This is a genomic window from Kitasatospora aureofaciens (assembly GCF_019192735.1).
In the GTDB taxonomy this organism is placed as follows: domain Bacteria; phylum Actinomycetota; class Actinomycetes; order Streptomycetales; family Streptomycetaceae; genus Kitasatospora; species Kitasatospora aureofaciens_A.
This window is the reverse complement of the sequence record NZ_JAHTKP010000002.1, coordinates 282,890-299,661: the sequence shown is the minus strand read 5'-3', so window position 1 is coordinate 299,661 and position 16,772 is coordinate 282,890. Positions and strand designations below refer to the sequence as shown.

The 16,772-nt window shown below is 70.7% G+C and carries 16 protein-coding genes; 7 read left to right on the top strand and 9 right to left on the bottom strand.

Features of this window, described 5'->3' with window-relative positions; all coding sequences use genetic code 11:
• Positions 1-8: 8 nt before the first annotated feature.
• From qcrA to KV557_RS03405, 3 genes are all read left to right on the top strand, one after another.
• Positions 9-1,061: a cytochrome bc1 complex Rieske iron-sulfur subunit gene (gene qcrA, locus KV557_RS03415; RefSeq protein ID WP_256176848.1), complete on the top strand. Its 1,053-nt coding sequence runs from the start codon at positions 9-11 to the stop codon at positions 1,059-1,061.
• Positions 1,058-2,716 (top strand): cytochrome bc1 complex cytochrome b subunit, encoded by a 1,659-nt coding sequence (gene qcrB / locus KV557_RS03410; protein WP_218198085.1) that lies wholly within the window; start codon positions 1,058-1,060, stop codon positions 2,714-2,716. Before qcrA ends, qcrB begins: the two co-directional genes overlap by 4 nt.
• A 104-nt stretch (positions 2,717-2,820) precedes the next feature.
• Entirely contained in the window at positions 2,821-3,192 is a 372-nt protein-coding gene (locus tag KV557_RS03405) for a GntR family transcriptional regulator (RefSeq protein ID WP_218198084.1), read from the top strand.
• Positions 3,193-3,225: 33 nt separating this feature from the next.
• Here the strand turns inward: KV557_RS03405 and KV557_RS03400 are convergent, their stop codons facing one another.
• The 4 genes from KV557_RS03400 to ctaC all read right to left on the bottom strand — a co-directional run bounded on the left by KV557_RS03400 (position 3,226) and on the right by ctaC (position 7,695).
• A complete protein-coding gene (locus tag KV557_RS03400; RefSeq protein ID WP_218198083.1) occupies positions 3,226-4,482 on the bottom strand; it encodes a L,D-transpeptidase in 1,257 nt (418 codons plus the stop codon).
• 170 nt (positions 4,483-4,652) lie between these two features.
• Complete coding sequence (locus tag KV557_RS03395; RefSeq protein ID WP_218198082.1) at positions 4,653-5,069, bottom strand: cytochrome c oxidase subunit 4; 417 nt, start codon at positions 5,067-5,069, stop codon at positions 4,653-4,655.
• On the bottom strand, positions 5,069-6,844 hold the full coding sequence (ctaD, locus tag KV557_RS03390) for an aa3-type cytochrome oxidase subunit I (RefSeq protein ID WP_218198081.1): 1,776 nt from the start codon (positions 6,842-6,844) through the stop codon (positions 5,069-5,071). Before ctaD ends, KV557_RS03395 begins: the two co-directional genes overlap by 1 nt.
• A complete protein-coding gene (ctaC, locus tag KV557_RS03385) occupies positions 6,841-7,695 on the bottom strand; it encodes an aa3-type cytochrome oxidase subunit II (RefSeq protein ID WP_218198080.1) in 855 nt (284 codons plus the stop codon). Before ctaC ends, ctaD begins: the two co-directional genes overlap by 4 nt.
• 362 nt (positions 7,696-8,057) lie before the next feature.
• Here ctaC and KV557_RS03380 point away from each other — a divergent pair, with 362 nt between their 5' ends.
• Positions 8,058-9,581, top strand: a complete 1,524-nt coding sequence (locus KV557_RS03380) for a cysteine desulfurase/sulfurtransferase TusA family protein (RefSeq protein ID WP_308129746.1) — start codon at positions 8,058-8,060, stop codon at positions 9,579-9,581.
• Here the strand turns inward: KV557_RS03380 and KV557_RS03375 are convergent.
• Complete coding sequence (locus tag KV557_RS03375) at positions 9,574-10,551, bottom strand: carbohydrate kinase family protein (protein ID WP_218198078.1); 978 nt, start codon at positions 10,549-10,551, stop codon at positions 9,574-9,576. The genes KV557_RS03380 and KV557_RS03375 overlap by 8 nt on opposite strands.
• 290 nt (positions 10,552-10,841) lie before the next feature.
• On the opposite strand from KV557_RS03375, the gene KV557_RS03370 reads away from it, so the two are divergent.
• Positions 10,842-11,051 (top strand): hypothetical protein, encoded by a 210-nt coding sequence (locus KV557_RS03370; RefSeq protein WP_218198077.1) that lies wholly within the window; start codon positions 10,842-10,844, stop codon positions 11,049-11,051.
• Positions 11,052-11,166: 115 nt separating this feature from the next.
• Positions 11,167-11,871 carry a hypothetical protein gene (locus tag KV557_RS03365; RefSeq protein ID WP_218198076.1) on the top strand — a complete coding sequence of 235 codons (705 nt, stop codon included), beginning with the start codon at positions 11,167-11,169 and terminating at the stop codon, positions 11,869-11,871.
• Between the two features lie 79 nt (positions 11,872-11,950).
• On the opposite strand, the gene erpA is transcribed toward KV557_RS03365, so the two are convergent.
• Positions 11,951-12,304, bottom strand: coding sequence for an iron-sulfur cluster insertion protein ErpA (gene erpA / locus KV557_RS03360; RefSeq protein WP_218198075.1), 354 nt, complete (start codon positions 12,302-12,304; stop codon positions 11,951-11,953).
• Between the two features lie 245 nt (positions 12,305-12,549).
• On the opposite strand from erpA, the gene KV557_RS03355 reads away from it, so the two are divergent.
• The gene (locus KV557_RS03355; protein WP_218198074.1) at positions 12,550-13,410 is read left to right on the top strand and encodes a GNAT family N-acetyltransferase; all 861 of its coding nucleotides are present in this window, start codon (positions 12,550-12,552) and stop codon (positions 13,408-13,410) included.
• Positions 13,411-13,494: 84 nt separating this feature from the next.
• On the opposite strand, the gene KV557_RS03350 is transcribed toward KV557_RS03355, so the two are convergent.
• From KV557_RS03350 to KV557_RS03340, 3 genes are all read right to left on the bottom strand, one after another.
• Entirely contained in the window at positions 13,495-14,862 is a 1,368-nt protein-coding gene (locus KV557_RS03350; protein ID WP_308129745.1) for a pyridoxal phosphate-dependent decarboxylase family protein, read from the bottom strand.
• Between the two features lie 221 nt (positions 14,863-15,083).
• On the bottom strand, positions 15,084-15,548 hold the full coding sequence (locus tag KV557_RS03345) for an Lrp/AsnC family transcriptional regulator (RefSeq protein ID WP_218198073.1): 465 nt from the start codon (positions 15,546-15,548) through the stop codon (positions 15,084-15,086).
• 135 nt (positions 15,549-15,683) lie between these two features.
• Positions 15,684-16,601: an NADP-dependent oxidoreductase gene (locus tag KV557_RS03340; RefSeq protein WP_218198072.1), complete on the bottom strand. Its 918-nt coding sequence runs from the start codon at positions 16,599-16,601 to the stop codon at positions 15,684-15,686.
• Positions 16,602-16,772: the final 171 nt, after the last annotated feature.

The window sequence follows — 16,772 nt, the reverse complement described above, 5'->3', positions numbered from 1 at the left end:
GCCACGACATGTCAGAAGAGAAGCTTCCGGAGTCCCACGGCGCCGCCGGCGAGGTGGCCGACCACGTCGACCCGTTCGCCGACCCGGGCCTGCCGGCCCACGAGCCCCGTCGCACCGACATCGACGAGCGGGCCGCCAAGCGCGCCGAGCGTCAGGTCTCGCTGATGTTCGTGCTCTCGATGCTCGCCACCGTCGGCTTCATCGCCTCGTACGTGGCCATCGACCCGGACAAGATCGTCTACATCTTCCCGCTCGGTCACGTCAGCGCGCTGAACTTCGCGCTCGGCCTGACCCTGGGCGTCGCGCTGTTCCTGATCGGCGCGGGCGCGGTCCACTGGGCCCGCACCCTGATGTCGGACGTCGAGATGCCGGCCGAGCGTCACCCGATCGAGGCCGACGACGAGGTCCGCGCGGACGTCATCCAGCAGTTCAAGACCGGCGCCGCCGAGTCCGGCTTCGGCCGCCGCAAGATGATCCGCAACACCCTCATCGGCTCGATGGCGCTGGTCCCGCTCTCCGGCGTGGTCCTGCTCCGCGACCTCGGGCCGCTGCCCGAGAAGAAGCTGAAGGAGACGGGCTGGAAGGAGGCGACTCCGGCCAAGCCCGTGCAGCTCATCAACATGAGCACCAACACGCCGATGACGGCCGCCGACATCGCCGTCGGCTCGCTGACCTTCGCCATGCCCGAGGGCCTGCACGTCCACGACGAGGACTTCCAGCAGCGGATCGCCAAGGACGCCCTGATGCTGGTGCGTATCGCGCCGGACGACATCAAGGACGACAAGTCCCGGGAGAAGGGCTTCGACGGCATCCTCGCCTACTCGAAGATCTGCACCCACGTCGGCTGCCCGATCAGCCTCTACGAGCAGCAGACCCACCACGCGCTCTGCCCCTGCCACCAGTCGACCTTCGACCTGTCGGACGGCGCGCGCGTCATCTTCGGCCCGGCCGGCCACCCGCTGCCGCAGCTGAAGATCACCACTGACGAGAAGGGCTTCCTGGTCGCCACCGGCGACTTCCAGGAGCCCGTCGGCCCGAGCTACTGGGAGCGTGCTCGATGAGTAGCGCGAGCAGCACCACCTCCGGTGCCACCAAGCCCGCCAGCACGCGCGCCAACCCCGCCAACAAGTGGGAGGCTGCGGCTGACTGGACGGACGGCCGGCTGGGGATCTACTCCCTCGCCAAGGCCAACCTGCGGAAGATCTTCCCGGACCACTGGTCCTTCATGCTGGGCGAGATCTGCCTCTACACGTTCATCATCATCATCCTGACCGGTGTCTACCTGACGCTGTTCTTCAAGCCCTCGATGGGCGAGGTCATCTACAACGGCTCGTACGTCCCGCTCAAGGGCATCTCGATGTCCGAGGCGTACGCGTCGACCCTCGACATCAGCTTCGAGGTCCGCGGCGGTCTGCTGATCCGTCAGATCCACCACTGGGCCGCCCTGGTCTTCGTGGCCGCGATGCTCGTGCACATGATGCGTGTGTTCTTCACCGGCGCGTTCCGCAAGCCGCGTGAGGTCAACTGGGTCTTCGGCTTCCTGCTGCTGGTCCTGGGCATGTTCGACGGCTTCTTCGGCTACTCGCTGCCGGACGACCTGCTGTCGGGTACCGGTATCCGCTTCATGGAAGGCGCGATCCTCGCCGTCCCGGTGATCGGCACCTACATCCAGATGTTCCTGTACGGGGGCGAGTTCCCCGGCCACGACATCATCCCGCGGTTCTTCACCATCCACGTGCTGCTGATCCCGGGCATCATGCTCGGCCTGCTGGTGGCGCACCTGATCCTGGTCTTCTACCACAAGCACACCCAGTGGGCGGGGCCCGGGAAGACCGAGAAGAACGTCGTCGGCATGCCGCTCATGCCGGTCTACATGGCCAAGGCCGGTGGCTTCTTCTTCCTGGTGTTCGGCCTCATCGCGGTCATCTCGGCGATCGCCTCGATCAACCCGATCTGGGCTTACGGCCCGTACCGTCCCGACCAGGTGTCGACCGACGCCCAGCCGGACTGGTACATGGGCTTCTCCGAGGGCCTGATCCGTGTCATGCCGGGCTGGGAGATCAGCCTGTGGGGCCACACTCTCAACCTGGGTGTGTTCGTCCCGCTGATGATCTTCCCGCTGGTCCTGGTCGCGATCGCGGTCTACCCGTTCATCGAGGGCTGGATCACCGGTGACAAGCGCGAGCACCACATCCTGGACCGCCCGCGCAACGCTCCGGTCCGCACCGCGCTCGGCGCCGCCTGGATCAGCCTGTACCTGGTGCTGCTGATCGGTGGTGGCAACGACCTGTTCGCCACCCACCTGCACCTGTCGCTCAACGACATCACGTACTTCGTCCGCATCGGCTTCTTCGTGGTGCCGGTCATCACCTTCATCGTCACCAAGCGCTGGTGCCTCGGCCTCCAGCGCCGGGACAAGGAGAAGGTGCTGCACGGCCGCGAGACGGGTGTCATCAAGCGCCTGCCGCACGGTGAGTTCGTCGAGGTGCACGCCCAGCTGCCGCAGAAGGACCTGTACAAGCTCACCGCTCACGAGCAGGTCCAGCCGGTCCAGCTGCCGGCCCAGACGGACGAGAACGGCGTGGCCGGCAAGGCCGGCATCTTCACCCGTACCCGGGCCAAGCTGTCCCGCGGCTTCTACGGCGAGGGCAGCCAGATCCCCAAGCCCACCGCCGAGGAGCACCACGAGATCACCAGCGGCCACGGCCACCACTGATCCCGTACGCACCGCAGCGTCACACCCGAGGGCCGCTGACCAGAGTTCTTCTGGTCGGCGGCCCTCGGGCTTTCCCGTCCCGCCCCGCGTCCTCAGGAGCTCCCGTGCAGCTGTCCGTCGACCCCGCCGCCGCCACTCCCCCGTACGAGCAGATCCGGGCCCAGATCGCCGAGCAGGCCCGGTCCGGCGAGCTGCCGACCGGGCTGCGGCTGCCCACTGTCCGGGCCCTGGCCGAGGAGCTGGGACTGGCCGCCGGGACGGTCGCCCGCGCCTACCGGGAGCTGGAGGCGGACGGTGTGGTGGAGACGCACGGCCGGCGCGGCACGCTGATCGCCGCGGCCGGCGACACCGCGCACCGCCTGGCCGCGGCCGCCGCCACCGAGTACGCCGAGCGGGTGCGCCGGCTCGGGCTGCCGGCCGCGGACGCCCTGGCCGCCGTGGACACCGCCCTGCGGCTCGCCTACGACAAGAGCTGACGAGGAGAGCTGACGGGGGCCCGGGGCGCCTGCTCAGACCTCCGGGCGGATCATCCCGGTGGCAGGGGCCTGGGAGGACGGGACGGTGGTGCTGACGGGCTGTCCGAGGGCGCTGTGCTTGACCCAGTCCGCCCACGAGAGGTTCCAGTCCCCGAAGCCGTTCCCGAAGGGCTCCATCTTGGCGCCGCGGCTGTTGACCACCGTCACCAGGTCCCCCACCCGGGTGTTGTCGTAGAACCAGTGGGCGTTCTCGGTGCTCATGCCGGTGCACCCGTGGCTGACGTTCTCGATGCCCTGCGAGCCGACCGACCAGGGCGCCGCGTGGACGTACTCGCCGCTCCAGGTCACCCGGGTGGCCCACTCGACGTTCAGGTCGTAGGAATCCGAGGTGCCTGCCGCTATGCCGATCGTCTCGCCGTTCATCCGGACCGAGCGCTCCTGGCCGAGTACCACCTTGACGCCATTGCGGGTGTCGAAGCCGGGCCTGCCGGTGGTCACCGGGATGGTCCGGATCACCTGGCCGGCGCGCTTCAGGGTGAGCTCGTGGGCGGCCGCGTCGATCACCGACTCGACGCGCTCGCCGATCCGCAGTTTCAGGCTGCTGCGGTCGCCGCCGTAGAGGCCGTCGGCGATCCGGGTGCCGGTGCCGTCGAAGGCCAGGCCGACGGTGGTGCCGACCGGCCAGTACTCCTCCGGGCGGAAGTGCAGGTTCTTGTCGTCCACCCAGTACCAGGCGCCGGTGACGGCGGGCTGGGAGGTGACGGTCAGGGCCCGCTCGACCTCCTGACGGGCCTGCGGGTCCTTCACGGCCTCGGAGAGCTGCACGGTGAGCGGCTGGCCGACCCCGTAGACGCCGCTGCCGGAGGAGTCCGGGCCGAGCTTGGCGTTGAGCACCCGCTGGGCGGCGATGGTGTTGAAGCTCTGGGTGGTCTCGCCCCGGCCGCCCTTGCCGTCGTCGGCGGCGATCCGGACGGTGTAGTTGGCGGAGGCCTTCAGCCGGCCGGTGGTCTGCCAGCTGCGCTGGTCCTCGGCGAGCTTGCCGGCCACCACCCGGCCGTCCGGGCCGACCACGGTGACGTCGGTCAGCCGGCTGCCGGGCACGGCGGTCACGGTGACGGACTGGGTGGGATCGACCTTGCCCTCGGCCGAGAGGTGGACGAGCCGGGCCGCGTCGACCCGATGGGGGCCGGTGGGCTCGTCGCCGCCGAACGAGCAGGCAGCGAGCGGGGTCAGCACTGCGAGGGCCAGCGAGATGCCGCCGAGACCCGCGATTCCGCGCCTGTCGGCCATGACCGCCTCCGAGGGTTCGCACGATTGATCAGATCGTAGGAACGCCCTCCGGGGAAGCGACATCCGAGCGACCCCGCGTTCACCCGGGTGAGTGAGTTGCTCACCCCGGGGACGCAACAGGGCCGGGCCTCCCGTTGCGGGAGGCCCGGCCCTGTTGCTAGGGGTCGAACCTACTGGTTCTGGTTCTCGCCCCGGTAGAACTCGAAGACCCAGCCGAAGAGGCCGATCAGGATGATGGGCGCGGCCCAGAACATCAGCCACCAGCCGAAGATCACGCCCATGAAGGCGAGCGCGCCACCGAGCGCCAGCGAGAGCGGCTGCCAGCTGTGCGGGGCGAAGAAGCCCAGATCACCGGCGTCGTCCGCGACCTCGGCCTCGGGGTTGTCACCCGCGCCGCTGTCCGCCCGGCGGGCGGTGAAGGCGAGGTAGTACCCGATGAAGGCGCACAGGGCGAAGGCGAGGAACAGCGCGGTGGTACCGGCCGCCTCGATCCCATGGTCCGAGTGGTTGGTCCACAGGCCGTAGGTGATCGCCATCGCGAGGACGAAGACCGACAGGCCGAGGAAGATCTTTCCCTGTTCCTTCATCAGGCGTCGCCTTCCTTCTTGCCCTTGCCCAGCTGCGGCGCGTCGTACTTCGCCGGGGTCACACCGGCGAGGTGCTTGGCCGGCTCACCGTGGTTCTCCAGGTAGTCCAGCGCGGCGATCTCCGGGTAGTGGAGGTCGAAGGCCGGGGATTCGGAGCGGATCCGGGGCAGGGTGAGGAAGTTGTGCCGCGGTGGCGGGCAGGAGGTCGCCCACTCCAGCGAGCGGCCGTAGCCCCACGGGTCGTCCGCCTCGACCTTCTCGCCGTACTTGGCGGTCTTCCAGACGTTGTAGAGGAACGGCAGGATCGACATGCCGAGCACGAACGAACCGACGGTCGAGACCGTGTTCAGCGTGGTGAAGCCGTCCGAGGCCAGGTAGTCGGCGTAGCGGCGGGGCATGCCCTCCGCACCGAGCCAGTGCTGCACCAGGAAGGTGGTGTGGAAGCCGAAGAACAGCGTCCAGAAGGTGATCTTGCCGAGGCGCTCGTCCAGCATCTTGCCGGTCATCTTCGGCCACCAGAAGTGGAAGCCGGCGAACATCGCGAAGACGACGGTGCCGAAGACCACGTAGTGGAAGTGGGCGACGACGAAGTACGAGTCCGAGACGTGGAAGTCGATCGGCGGGGAGGCCAGCAGAACACCGGTCAGACCACCGAAGAGGAAGGTGACCAGGAAGCCGACCGTCCAGAGCATCGGCGTCTCGAAGCTCAGCGAGCCCTTCCACATGGTGCCGACCCAGTTGAAGAACTTCACACCGGTCGGGACCGCGATGAGGAAGGTCATGAAGGAGAAGAACGGCAGCAGCACCTGGCCGGTGACGTACATGTGGTGCGCCCACACCGTCACGGACAGACCGGCGATCGCGATGGTGGCCGCGATCAGGCCGGAGTAACCGAACATCGGCTTGCGGCTGAAGACCGGGATGATCTCCGACACGATGCCGAAGAACGGCAGCGCGATGATGTACACCTCGGGGTGGCCGAAGAACCAGAACAGGTGCTGCCAGAGCAGCGACCCGCCGTTGACCGGGTCGAACACGTGCGCCCCGAACTTGCGGTCCGCCTCCAGGGCGAACAGCGCGGCGGCCAGCACCGGGAAGGCCAGCAGGATCAGCACTGCGGTCAGCAGGACGTTCCAGCAGAAGATCGACATCCGGAACATCGTCATGCCGGGCGCGCGCATGCAGATGATGGTGGTGATGAAGTTGACCGCACCGAGGATCGTGCCGAAGCCGGAGAAGGCCAGACCCATGATCCACATGTCACCGCCGACACCCGGCGAGTGCACGGCGTCCGACAGCGGCGAGTAGGCGAACCAGCCGAAGCTGGCGGCACCGTTCGGGGTGAGGAAGCCGCTCACGGCGATGACCGAACCGAAGAGGTACAGCCAGTACGCGAACATGTTCAGACGCGGGAACGCCACGTCCGGGGCGCCGATCTGCAGCGGCATGATCCAGTTCGCGAAACCGGCGAACAGCGGCGTCGCGAACATCAGCAGCATGATCGTGCCGTGCATCGTGAACGCCTGGTTGAACTGCTCGTTCGACAGGATCTGGGTCCCGGGACGAGCCAGCTCGGCACGCATGACCAGGGCGAGGATGCCACCGATCAGGAAGAAGGCGAACGACGTGCCCAGGTACAGGGTGCCGATCGTCTTGTGGTCAGTGGTGGTCAGCCACTTGATGATGGTCGAACCCGGCTTCCGGGTCCGCTGCGCCCCGACCGTGACGGCCCCGGCGCCCCCGCCGGCCGCGGCGGGCTCGTTGAGGATGGTCACTTCGCTTCACTTCCCATGGAGATGACGCCGGAGGGCACCGCGCCGTTCTGGCCCTTGGCCCGGAGCTCCGCCAGGTGCTTGTCGTAGTCGGCGCGGTCGACGACCTTGACGTTGAACAGCATGCGCGAGTGGTAGGTGCCGCAGAGCTCGGCGCACTTGCCCATGTACTCGCCCTTGACGGTCGGGGTGACCTCGAACTTGTTCACCACGCCCGGCACGACGTCCATCTTCATCATGAAGTTGACGGGCCAGAAGTCGTGGATGACGTCACGCGAGGTGAGACGGAACTGCACCGTCTCGTTGACCGGCAGCCAGAGCGTGGGCGCGTCCTTGGGGGTGCCCACCTCGTACGCGGCGTCCTTGTTGGCCGGGTCGGGGTTCTCGGTGTTCTCGTAGTTGAACGCCCAGCTCCACTGGAAGCCGACCACGTTGACGACGTGCTGCGGCTTCTCGGAGACGGCGGTCAGCTTCGACTCGTCGCGGGCGACGAAGTAGAAGAGCACCGACACGATGATGATGGGGACCGCGGTGTAGAGCGCCTCGATGGGCACGTTGTACCGGGTCTGCGGAGGAACCTCCACGCCGGTGCGGCTGCGCCGGTGGAAGATCACGCTCCAGATGATCAGACCCCACATCAGTACGCCGACCACCAGCGCCGCGATCCAGGACCCCTGCCACATCTGGAGGACCATGGGTCCTTCCTTGGTGACGGGGCTCGGGAGGCCAAGCCTGGGGAGGTCGTTGGCCGAGCAGCCGGTGGCGGTCGCGATGACGAGGCCCAGTGCCAGCGCCTGAGGCAGCTTCCGCCGCATCGTGCGCCGCGGCGAGCGGTCGGAGCCGTTGGGACTCACGTAGCGCCTTCCCGAAGTCTCGCCCGCCTTCGCGTCGCCCCGCGGAGGATTGTGAGCCTCCCCGGCGACCCGTCCACGGGCACGGTTTGAATGCTTATGCGGGCCAAACCCTACTCCAGCCTTATGCGCTCCTGACGGGCAGCCCCCGGTAACGCGCCGCCCGGTCGCCCGATCAGGCCCGGCAAGGGCTGCGCCGCAGGTCATCGCAGGCATTCGAGGTCCGTACGCCCGATCGGGGGATGACCTCGGGCAAGGCGGGTGACGGTCCGTCGGACGCGGACGAAACGGACATTCGGGATGATCGACTGACGGTCGGTGAGCCCCGTCGCGGCGCCCGAACACGCGCGGGAGTGTCGTTAAATGTGACCGTGTACTTCGACGTGGCTTCGACGGCGCCGCTCCACCCCGTCGCGCGGCAGGCGCTGACCGCCGCGCTGGACGAGGGGTGGGCCGATCCGGCGCGACTGTACCGGTCCGGGCGGCAGGCCCGGATGCTGCTGGACGCCGCCCGCGAGACGGTGGCCGAGGTGCTCGGCGCCCGGGCGGACGAGATCTCCTTCACCGCGAGCGGCACACAGGCCGTCCAGCTCGGCATGCTGGGCGCGCTGGCCGGGAACCGGCGGCGCGGCGGGCACTTGGTGCACTCGGCGGTGGAGCACTCCAGCGTGCTGCACGTCGCCGACCGGCACGAGATGGCCGGCGGCACTGTCTCGGTGGTGCCGGTGGACCGGACCGGGCGGGTCTCGGCGGACGGCTTCGCCGGGCTGCTCCGGACGGACACCGCGCTGGCCGCGCTGCAGAGCGCCAACCACGAAGTGGGCACCGTCCAGCCGGTGGAGGAGGTCGCCGCGCTCTGCCGGGAGGCCCAGGTCCCGCTGCTGGTCGACGCCGCCCAGAGCGCCGGCCGGGTGGACGTCCCGGCCGGCTGGTCGCTGCTGACCGCGAGCGCGCACAAGTGGGGCGGGCCGCCCGGGGTCGGGGTGCTGGCGGTGCGCAAGGGCGTCCGGTACGCCTCGCCGCTGCCGGCCGACGAGCGCGAGGGCGGCCGGGTGCCCGGCTACGTCAACGTCCCGGCGATCGTGGCCGCTGCCGCCTCGCTGCGGGCCGTCCGGGCCGAGGCCGAGCGGGAGAACGCCCGGCTGCACGTGCTGGTCGAGCGGATCCGGGCCCAGGTGCCGCAGCTGGTGCCCGAGGTGGAGGTGGTCGGCGACCCGGTGCGGCGACTGCCGCACATCGTCACCTTCTCCTGCCTGTACGTGGACGGCGAGGTGCTGCTCACCGAGCTGGACCGGGCCGGCTTCGCGGTCTCCTCCGGCTCGTCGTGCACCTCGTCCACGCTGACGCCCAGCCATGTGCTGGCCGCGATGGGGGTGCTCACCGAGGGGAACATCCGGGTCTCGCTCCCGTACGGGACGGCCGAGGCGGACGTCGAACGCTTCCTGACCGTCCTGCCGGAGCTGGTGGCGGGCGTCCGGGCGCCGCTCGGGCTCGACCTGCCGGCCCCGAAGGCCACCGTCGAGACACCGCCCCGAGCCGAAGGACGTGCCGGTGCCGAAAACGATGAGCGACAAGCGACCGACGAAGGAGGGAGTGCCGGAGAGAAGAGCGTCGGCGCCGGATCCGAGAGCCCGGAGGCGAGCGGGCGAGTCACAGTCATTGATGCTCTGGGCAAGCGCTGCCCGCTGCCGGTGATCGAGCTGGCGAAGCGGATCGGCGAGGTGCCGGAGGGCGGGACGGTCGCGGTGCTCTCGGACGACGAGGCGGCCCGGCTGGACATCCCGGCCTGGTGCGAGATGCGCGGGCAGGAGTACGCGGGCGAGGCCCCGGCCGCCGACTTCGGCGGCGACCGGGGCTCGGCCTACCTCGTCGTCCGGCGGACTACTTGACCAGGTGCGCGCGGATGTCGGCCGCGGCCTCGGCGCCGTAGGCGTCCTCGAAGCGCTTCAGGAAGCCGGCCGGGCGCAGCTCGTACTCCTGGGTGCCGACGGTCTCGATGACCAGGGTGGCGAGCATGCAGCCGAGCTGGGCCGCGCGCTCCAGGTCCAGCCCCCAGGAGAGGCCGGACAGGAAGCCGGCCCGGAAGGCGTCGCCGACGCCGGTCGGGTCGACCTTGCCCTCCTCGGGGGCGCAAGCGACCAGGATGGAGGGCTCGCCCTTGCGGTCGATCCGGACGCCCTTGCTGCCGAGGGTGGTGATCCGGGTGCCGACCCGGGTGAGGATCTCGTCGGCGTCCCAGCCGGTCTTGGTCTCGATCAGCGCGGCCTCGTACTCGTTGGTGAACAGGTACGCGGCGCCGTCGACGATCTCGCGGATGTCCTCGCCCTCCAGGCGGGCCAGCTGCTGGGAGGGGTCGGCCGCGAAGGCGTAGCCGCGGGTGCGGCACTCCTGGGTGTGGCGGACCATGCCCTGCGGGTCGTCGGCGCCGATCAGCACGAGGTCCAGGCCGCCGACGCGGTCGGCGATCGGCTTCAGCTCGATGTGGCGGGCCTCGGCCATGGCCCCGGTGTAGAACGAGGCGATCTGGTTGTGGTCCTCGTCCGTGGTGCACATGAACCGGGCGGTGTGCCGGGTCTCCGAGATGTGGACGGAGTGGCAGTCCACGTTGTTGCGCTCCAGCCAGCTGCGGTACTCGGCGAAGTCCGCCCCGGCCGCGCCGACCAGGATCGGGCGGAGTCCGAGCACGCCCATGCCGAACGCGATGTTCGGGGCGACGCCACCGCGGCGGATGTCCAGGGTGTCGACCAGGAAGGACAGCGACACGGTGTGCAGCTGCTCGGCGACGAGCTGGTCGGCGAACCGACCGGGGAACGTCATCAGATGGTCGGTGGCGATCGAGCCGGCGACGGCGATACGCACGGGAGGTCTCCTCAGGATGGCGGCAGGGCCATGGGCAAGCACGGATGAACCCATTCACGGTACCGGTCGGAGGCAAGGCGACAGCAAGAGTGCCGGAAATGGCACGACCGGCCCGCGAACGTGTACTACCTCCGGGTAGCACTGGTGGGGGCCGGAACGTCGGCCTAGGGTCGGCGACAGGGGGCCCTGCCGCACCCGGCGGGCCGCCTTCGCCCTGCCCGAATGGCGGGCCTTTCTCGGTGACCGTGGCAGTGCGGCCACGGCACGACAGTGGATCGGAGCGGTGCCCGATGATGCCCAGTCACCCCTCGCTTCCCGTGCTGCGCGGCGACGCGGACGGCGAGACGCTCGACGCGCTGGTGAACTCCTCCCGGCGGCTGCGGCGGTTCTGGCCGCTGCTGGCGACCGGCCCGGAGCCGGCCGCCCCCGTGCGGGCGGGCTTCCGCGTGCCGTCCGGTGCGCAGCGGCTGGTCGCCGGCATGGCCGAGTACGGCATCTGAGCGGGGCCGCGGACTTCTGCGGGAGCCGGACGGAACCGGATCCGTCCGGGCCACGTCACATCCGCGCGGAGCGGCCGTTGAGGCGGCGCCGCTGAGCCCTCGGGAGGATGTGCAGATGGAGCAGGAGAGGATGCCGCGCGGTCGGCAAGCGGTGGCACTGGCGGGTCTGGTGCTGGCGGCGGCCGTGACGGTGGCCGGGTGCAACGGGGACGGCAAGTCCTCCTCGGAGGCGGCGGCCACGGCGTCGGCCTCGGTGTCGGGCTCCCCGGTGGCGCCGACGCCGTCCGGCAACCCGTCCGCGGACGCGTCAGCCACCGGGTCCGCCACCGCGCCGACGGCGGGAGCGTCCAACGGGGCGGACATGCCGAGCCAGGCCCCGAAGCCCGCCGGTACCGCCCCCGGCTCGGTGCCGCCGGCCCCGGCGCAGCCGTCGGGGGCCACTCCCCCGGGCCCCGGGATCGCGGTCGGCGAGCCGAACCCGGCCGGGGCGACGCCGGCCGCGCGCCCGGCGATCACCTACCGGGTGGACGGCACCAACAAGCTGACCGTCTACTTCTACGGCGGGGTCTGCCAGAAGTACGCGCTGAAGGCGGACGAGTCGCACGCGGGCCGGGTGGACATCCTGGTCACGGTGGCGGCGCCGATGCAGCCCGGGCAGGTGTGCAGCGAGCTGGCCAAGCGGCAGACGGTGACGGCCGATCTGCGCCAGCCTCTTGCCGGGCGGACGGTGACGGATCTGTCCAGCGGCCACGAGCTCCCGCTGGAGGCCGACCCGCACATGGGCCCGGACCCGGTCAGCCCGGACGTCGCCGGTCGGTGACGGCCGGGGACGGGAACGGCGAAGGCGGCCCCGGGGTGATCCCCGGGGCCGCCTTCGCCGTCGTTGCTCAGCCGAATGCTTAGCTGAACGAGTCGCCGCAGGCGCAGGAGCCGGTGGCGTTCGGGTTGTCGATCGTGAAGCCCTGCTTCTCGATGGTGTCGACGAAGTCGACGGTGGCGCCGCCCAGGTACGGGGCGCTCATCCGGTCGGTGACGACCTTCACACCGTTGAAGTCCTTGATCACGTCGCCGTCGAGCGAGCGCTCGTCGAAGAACAGCTGGTAACGCAGGCCGGAGCAGCCGCCGGGCTGGACGGCGACGCGCAGCGCGAGGTCGTCGCGGCCTTCCTGCTCCAGCAGGGCCTTGACCTTGCCCGCGGCGGCATCGGTGAGGAGGATGCCACTCTCTACGGTGGTCTCGTCCTGGACGGTCATCTGCTTTCTCCCGGTCTTTGACGACGGTTTGCCGCCAGTGCCAACCAACGGCCGTCCGGATTCATTTCCCGGACGGCGGCGGTTTCTGCGGCCTCTCGGCGGCGGAATTTCCTTGGGCCGGGTGTGCCACCCGCGTCCCCTACGCTCCCCATGCTCGCACAACCCGCATGGCTCGGTCACCGCCCGAGGCGCCGAACCGGGCGAACCCGCCGCACGGCGGCCCGGCGGGCGCCAGGATGGTGGGCATGATCCTGCGCCAGGTCAGGGACACCGCCGCCGACGCGGAGGCCGTCCAGGAGCTCTCCCTCGCCTCGTTCGCCGGTCCGGACGACCACGACCGGGCAGCGGCGCCGACGCCGGTGCAGCTGGCCCGTACGAGACACCTGGCCCGCACCGACCCCCAGGGCTGTTGGCTGGCGGAGAGCGGCGGAGAGGCGGTCGGCGCCGTGCTGTCGATGCGCCGGGAAGGGCTGTGGATGCCGTCGCTGTTCGTGGTCCGGCCGCAGGCGCAGGGCAAGGGCGTCGGACGGCTGCTGCTGGAGCGGGCGGCGGCGCACGGGCGGGGCTGCCTGCGCGGGATGGTCTGCGTGTTGCAGTCCCCGGCGGCGGCCCGCCGCTACCGGCTGGCCGGGTTCACGCTGCACCCGGCGATGCGGCTGAGCGGGCGGGTGGACCGGGCCGGGCTGATCGATCCCGGGGACATCCCGGTGCACCGCGGCAACGCGACCCACCGGCACCTGCTGGACTCGGTGGACCGGCGGCTGCGCGGCTCCGCCCACGGGCCGGACCACGAGCTGATGCTGGGCCACTTCGAGGAGTTGCTGATCGCCGACTCGCTGGCCGGCAGCGGCTACTGCTACCGGGACGGAGGTGAGGTGAAGCTGCTGGCCGCCACCACCAAGCGGATCGCCGCCCGGCTGCTGCGCGAGGCGCTGGCCCGGGTGCCGGAAGGGGTGCCGGCGCGGGTGGACTTCCTGACCGCCGAGCAGGAGTGGGCACTCGACGTCGGCCTGGAGGTCGGGCTCACGCCGGAGCCGCAGGGGTACGTCGGACTGCACGGGATGAAGCCGCCGGCGCCGTACCTGCCGAGCGGGGCCTTCCTGTAGCGCGGCGCCGACGCGGCGGCCCCCGCCGAACCCGGCGGGGGCCGTACGTCACGCTTGAGCCCAGGCTGGTGCCCGGGCTGTTGCTCAGGCCATGGTGTCCAGGATCTCCCGGACCATCTCCATCGTGGTGCCCGGGTGCAGGAAGGCGAAGCGGGCGACCGTCTCGCCGTCCCAGCCGGTGGGGGTGACGAAGCCGATCTGGTCCGCGAGCAGCTGCTGCGACCAGCGGTAGTAGTCGTCGTTGGTCCAGCCCGTGCGGCGGAAGCAGACGGCGGAGAGCTGCGGGTCGAACAGCAGCTCCAGGTGCCCGGTCTCGCGGATCAGCTGCGCGGTGTCCTGCGCCAGCTTGAGGCCGGTCTCGATGGCGTCCGTGTACGCCTGGGTGCCGTGCACGGCGAGCGAGAACCAGAGCGGCAGGCCGCGGGCGCGCCGGGTCAGGTGGTAGGCGTAGTCGGTGGGGTTCCACTCGTCGCCCTCGGTGTGCAGGACGTCGAGGTAGGAGGCGTCCTGGGTGTGCACGGCGCGGGCGAGCTGCGGATTGCGGTAGATCAGCGCGGCGCAGTCGAACGGGGCGAACAGCCACTTGTGCGGGTCCACCACGAAGGAGTCGGCGTGCTCGATGCCGTTGTAGCGGGCGCGGACCGAGGGGGCGAACAGGCCCGCGCCGCCGTAGGCGCCGTCCACGTGGAACCACAGGCCGCGCTCGCGGGTGACCTCGGAGAGGCCCTGGAGGTCGTCGACGATGCCCTCGTTGGTGGTGCCGGCGGTGCCGACGACGGCGATCACCGTCTCAGGGTTGGGGTCGGCGGCCAGGGCGGCGCGCAGCGCCTCGCCGGTGAACCGCCGGTCGACGGTCGGGACCTTGAATGCCTCGACGCCGATGATGTTGAAGGTGTTCTTGACCGAGGAGTGCACCTGGTCGGCGACGGCTATTCGAAGCCGCGCCTCCGGGCCGACGCCGAGCTTGCGGCGGGCGGTGTCGCGGGCGACCACCAGGGCGGACAGGTTGCCCGCCGAGCCGCCGGAGACGAAGGTGCCGCCGGCCGTCCCGGGCAGGCCGGCGCGGTCCGCGATCAGGCGCAGCACCTGGTTCTCGGCGGCGATCGCACCGGCCGCCTCCAGCCAGGAGATGCCCTGGAGCGAGGCGCAGGAGACGACCATGTCGAACAGCAGCGCGGCCTTGGTGGGGGCGCACGGGATGAAGGACAGGTAGCGCGGGCTGTCGGCGGAGATGACCGCGCGGGACAGCTCGTGGTCGTAGAGCTTGAGCACGTCGGCCGGGTTGTTGCCGTCCGGGTTCAGCAGGCCGGCCAGCTGGGCACGCAGGTGCTCGCCGTCACCGGGGTGGTCGAGCGGGACGGGGTCGTACTGCAGCCGCTCCCGCATGTAGTCGAAAACCAGGTCGACCAGGTCGTTGTCGGGCCGGTGCATGCGGTCGGGTGCTGCGGACACGGCTGTCCCTCTCGGCTGTGGGGTGTCGGGGGGATCCGGCGCGGCGGGAGCGTTCACCGCGCTGACCGGACGTGATCAGCCTAGGCAGCGGAGGGGGTGTGCCGCGCGTCGGAACGCGGCTGGTCAGGCAGGTTTCGAGCGTCTTCGGGCGGGCTCGCGCAGGATTCCTGCGTGGCTGGCGGGGTGGGCCGGACGGGTGGGCTGACCGGGCTGGGAGGGGGTCAGCCGATCAGCTGCGAGAGGACCACGGAGGAGCGGCTGCGCTGGACGCCGGGCTCCTTGCGGATGCGCTCGATGACGGCCTCCAGGTGGCGCATGTCGGCGGCCCGCAGGTGCACCAGGGCGTCCGGGTCGCCGGTGACCGTCCAGGCGGCGACCACCTCGGGGAACTGGCGCAGGCTGGCCAGGATCTCCTCGGGGGCGGTCCGCTCGCGGCAGTAGACCTCGACGAAGGCCTCGGTCTGCCAGCCGAGCACCGCCGGGTCGAGCACCACGGTGAAGCCGCGCACCACCCCGCGCGCCCGTAGCCGGTCGATCCGGCGGCGGACGGCGGTGGCGGAGAGGTTCACCTGGAGGCCTATCTCGGCGTACGAGGCGCGGCCGTCGCTGCTGAGGCGGGCGAGGAGCAGCCGGTCGGTCTCGTCCAGGTCGGCCCCGACCACCTCGTGCGCTCGGCTGCTGGTCATCGGTGCGGGGCTCCACGGTCGTGCGGGGATCGGTGGGGAGTGACGGCAGTGGCCTCTGCCGAAACGGTTCGGCACCATTCTGGCGGATGACAGGAGCGAGTCCACCGCTGGCAGATGACGGCCGGTGGTCGGACGTCAGTCCACCAGGAGGACGATCTTGCCCCGGGTGCGGCCCTCGGCGCTGAGCGCCTGGGCGGAGGCGGCCTGGGCGAGCGGGAAGGTGGAGGCGACGGTGACGGTGAGCCGGCCCTCGTCGGCGAGCGCGGCCAGTTCGGCGAGCCCGGCCGCGTCCGGGCGGACCCAGACGTACTGGCCGCCGAGCGCCTTCACCCCGTAGTCGGTGATCGAGGCGATCCGGGCCGGGTCGGCGACCAGTCCGGCCGAGACCTGGACGGCGCCGCGGCCGACCAGGTCGAGGGCCGCGTCCACGCCGCCCGGGGCGAGCGCCCGGACGCGGTCGGCCAGGCCCTCGCCGTAGCTGACCGGCTCGGCCCCGAGGCCGCGCAGGTAGTCGTGGTTGCGCTCGCCCGCGGTGCCGATCACCCGTGCGCCGCGGGCCCGCGCGAGCTGGACGGCCAGGTGCCCGACCCCGCCGGCCGCCGCGTGCACCAGCAGGGTCTCCCCTGCCTTCAGGCCGATCGCCTTGATGCGGGCGGTGAGCCCGGCGAGCGGCAGGCCGCCGGCCTGTGCCCAGTCGAGCGCGGCCGGCTTGCGCGCGAGGGTGCGGACGGGCGCGGCGACCAGCTCGGCGTAGGTACCGTGCTCGACGGCGTCCTTGCGGACGTAGCCGTAGACCTCGTCGCCGGGCGCAAACTCGGTGACCCCGCCGCCGACGGCGCGGACCACGCCGGCCGCGTCCCAGCCCATGACCAGCGGGAAGTGCGCGTCCAGCAGGCCGTCCAGGGCGCCCTCGCGGACCTTCCAGTCCACCGGGTTCACCCCGGCCGCCCGGACTTCCACCAGGACCGAGTCGGGCCCGACCTTGGGGTCGGGCAGATCGGTGTACTCGACCACGTCGGGGCCGCCGTACCGGTTGATCGCGATTGCTTTCATGGCCCCAGCCATACCCCTGCACACTCGGATATCGATTCGGCCACACCAGGAAGCATCCGTTCCGGCGAGCGGTTCTCGTCACATCGACAGGATGGCCATCGTCACTTTGACGCTAACCGGTTAGAATAGATAGCGTCAGATAGACGAAAAGGCTTCACCGCTTGATCGGCC

Coding starts and splice junctions, on each gene's coding strand:
- KV557_RS03400 (WP_218198083.1), bottom strand. CDS start 4,482: ATGGCCGACAGGCGCGGAATCGCGGGTCTCGGCGGCATCTCGCTGGCC.
- erpA (WP_218198075.1), bottom strand. CDS start 12,304: ATGACCGTCCAGGACGAGACCACCGTAGAGAGTGGCATCCTCCTCACC.
- qcrA (WP_256176848.1), top strand. CDS start 9: ATGTCAGAAGAGAAGCTTCCGGAGTCCCACGGCGCCGCCGGCGAGGTG.
- KV557_RS03340 (WP_218198072.1), bottom strand. CDS start 16,601: ATGAAAGCAATCGCGATCAACCGGTACGGCGGCCCCGACGTGGTCGAG.
- KV557_RS03355 (WP_218198074.1), top strand. CDS start 12,550: ATGATCCTGCGCCAGGTCAGGGACACCGCCGCCGACGCGGAGGCCGTC.
- KV557_RS03365 (WP_218198076.1), top strand. CDS start 11,167: ATGGAGCAGGAGAGGATGCCGCGCGGTCGGCAAGCGGTGGCACTGGCG.
- KV557_RS03370 (WP_218198077.1), top strand. CDS start 10,842: ATGATGCCCAGTCACCCCTCGCTTCCCGTGCTGCGCGGCGACGCGGAC.
- qcrB (WP_218198085.1), top strand. CDS start 1,058: ATGAGTAGCGCGAGCAGCACCACCTCCGGTGCCACCAAGCCCGCCAGC.
- KV557_RS03395 (WP_218198082.1), bottom strand. CDS start 5,069: ATGAAGGAACAGGGAAAGATCTTCCTCGGCCTGTCGGTCTTCGTCCTC.
- KV557_RS03345 (WP_218198073.1), bottom strand. CDS start 15,548: ATGACCAGCAGCCGAGCGCACGAGGTGGTCGGGGCCGACCTGGACGAG.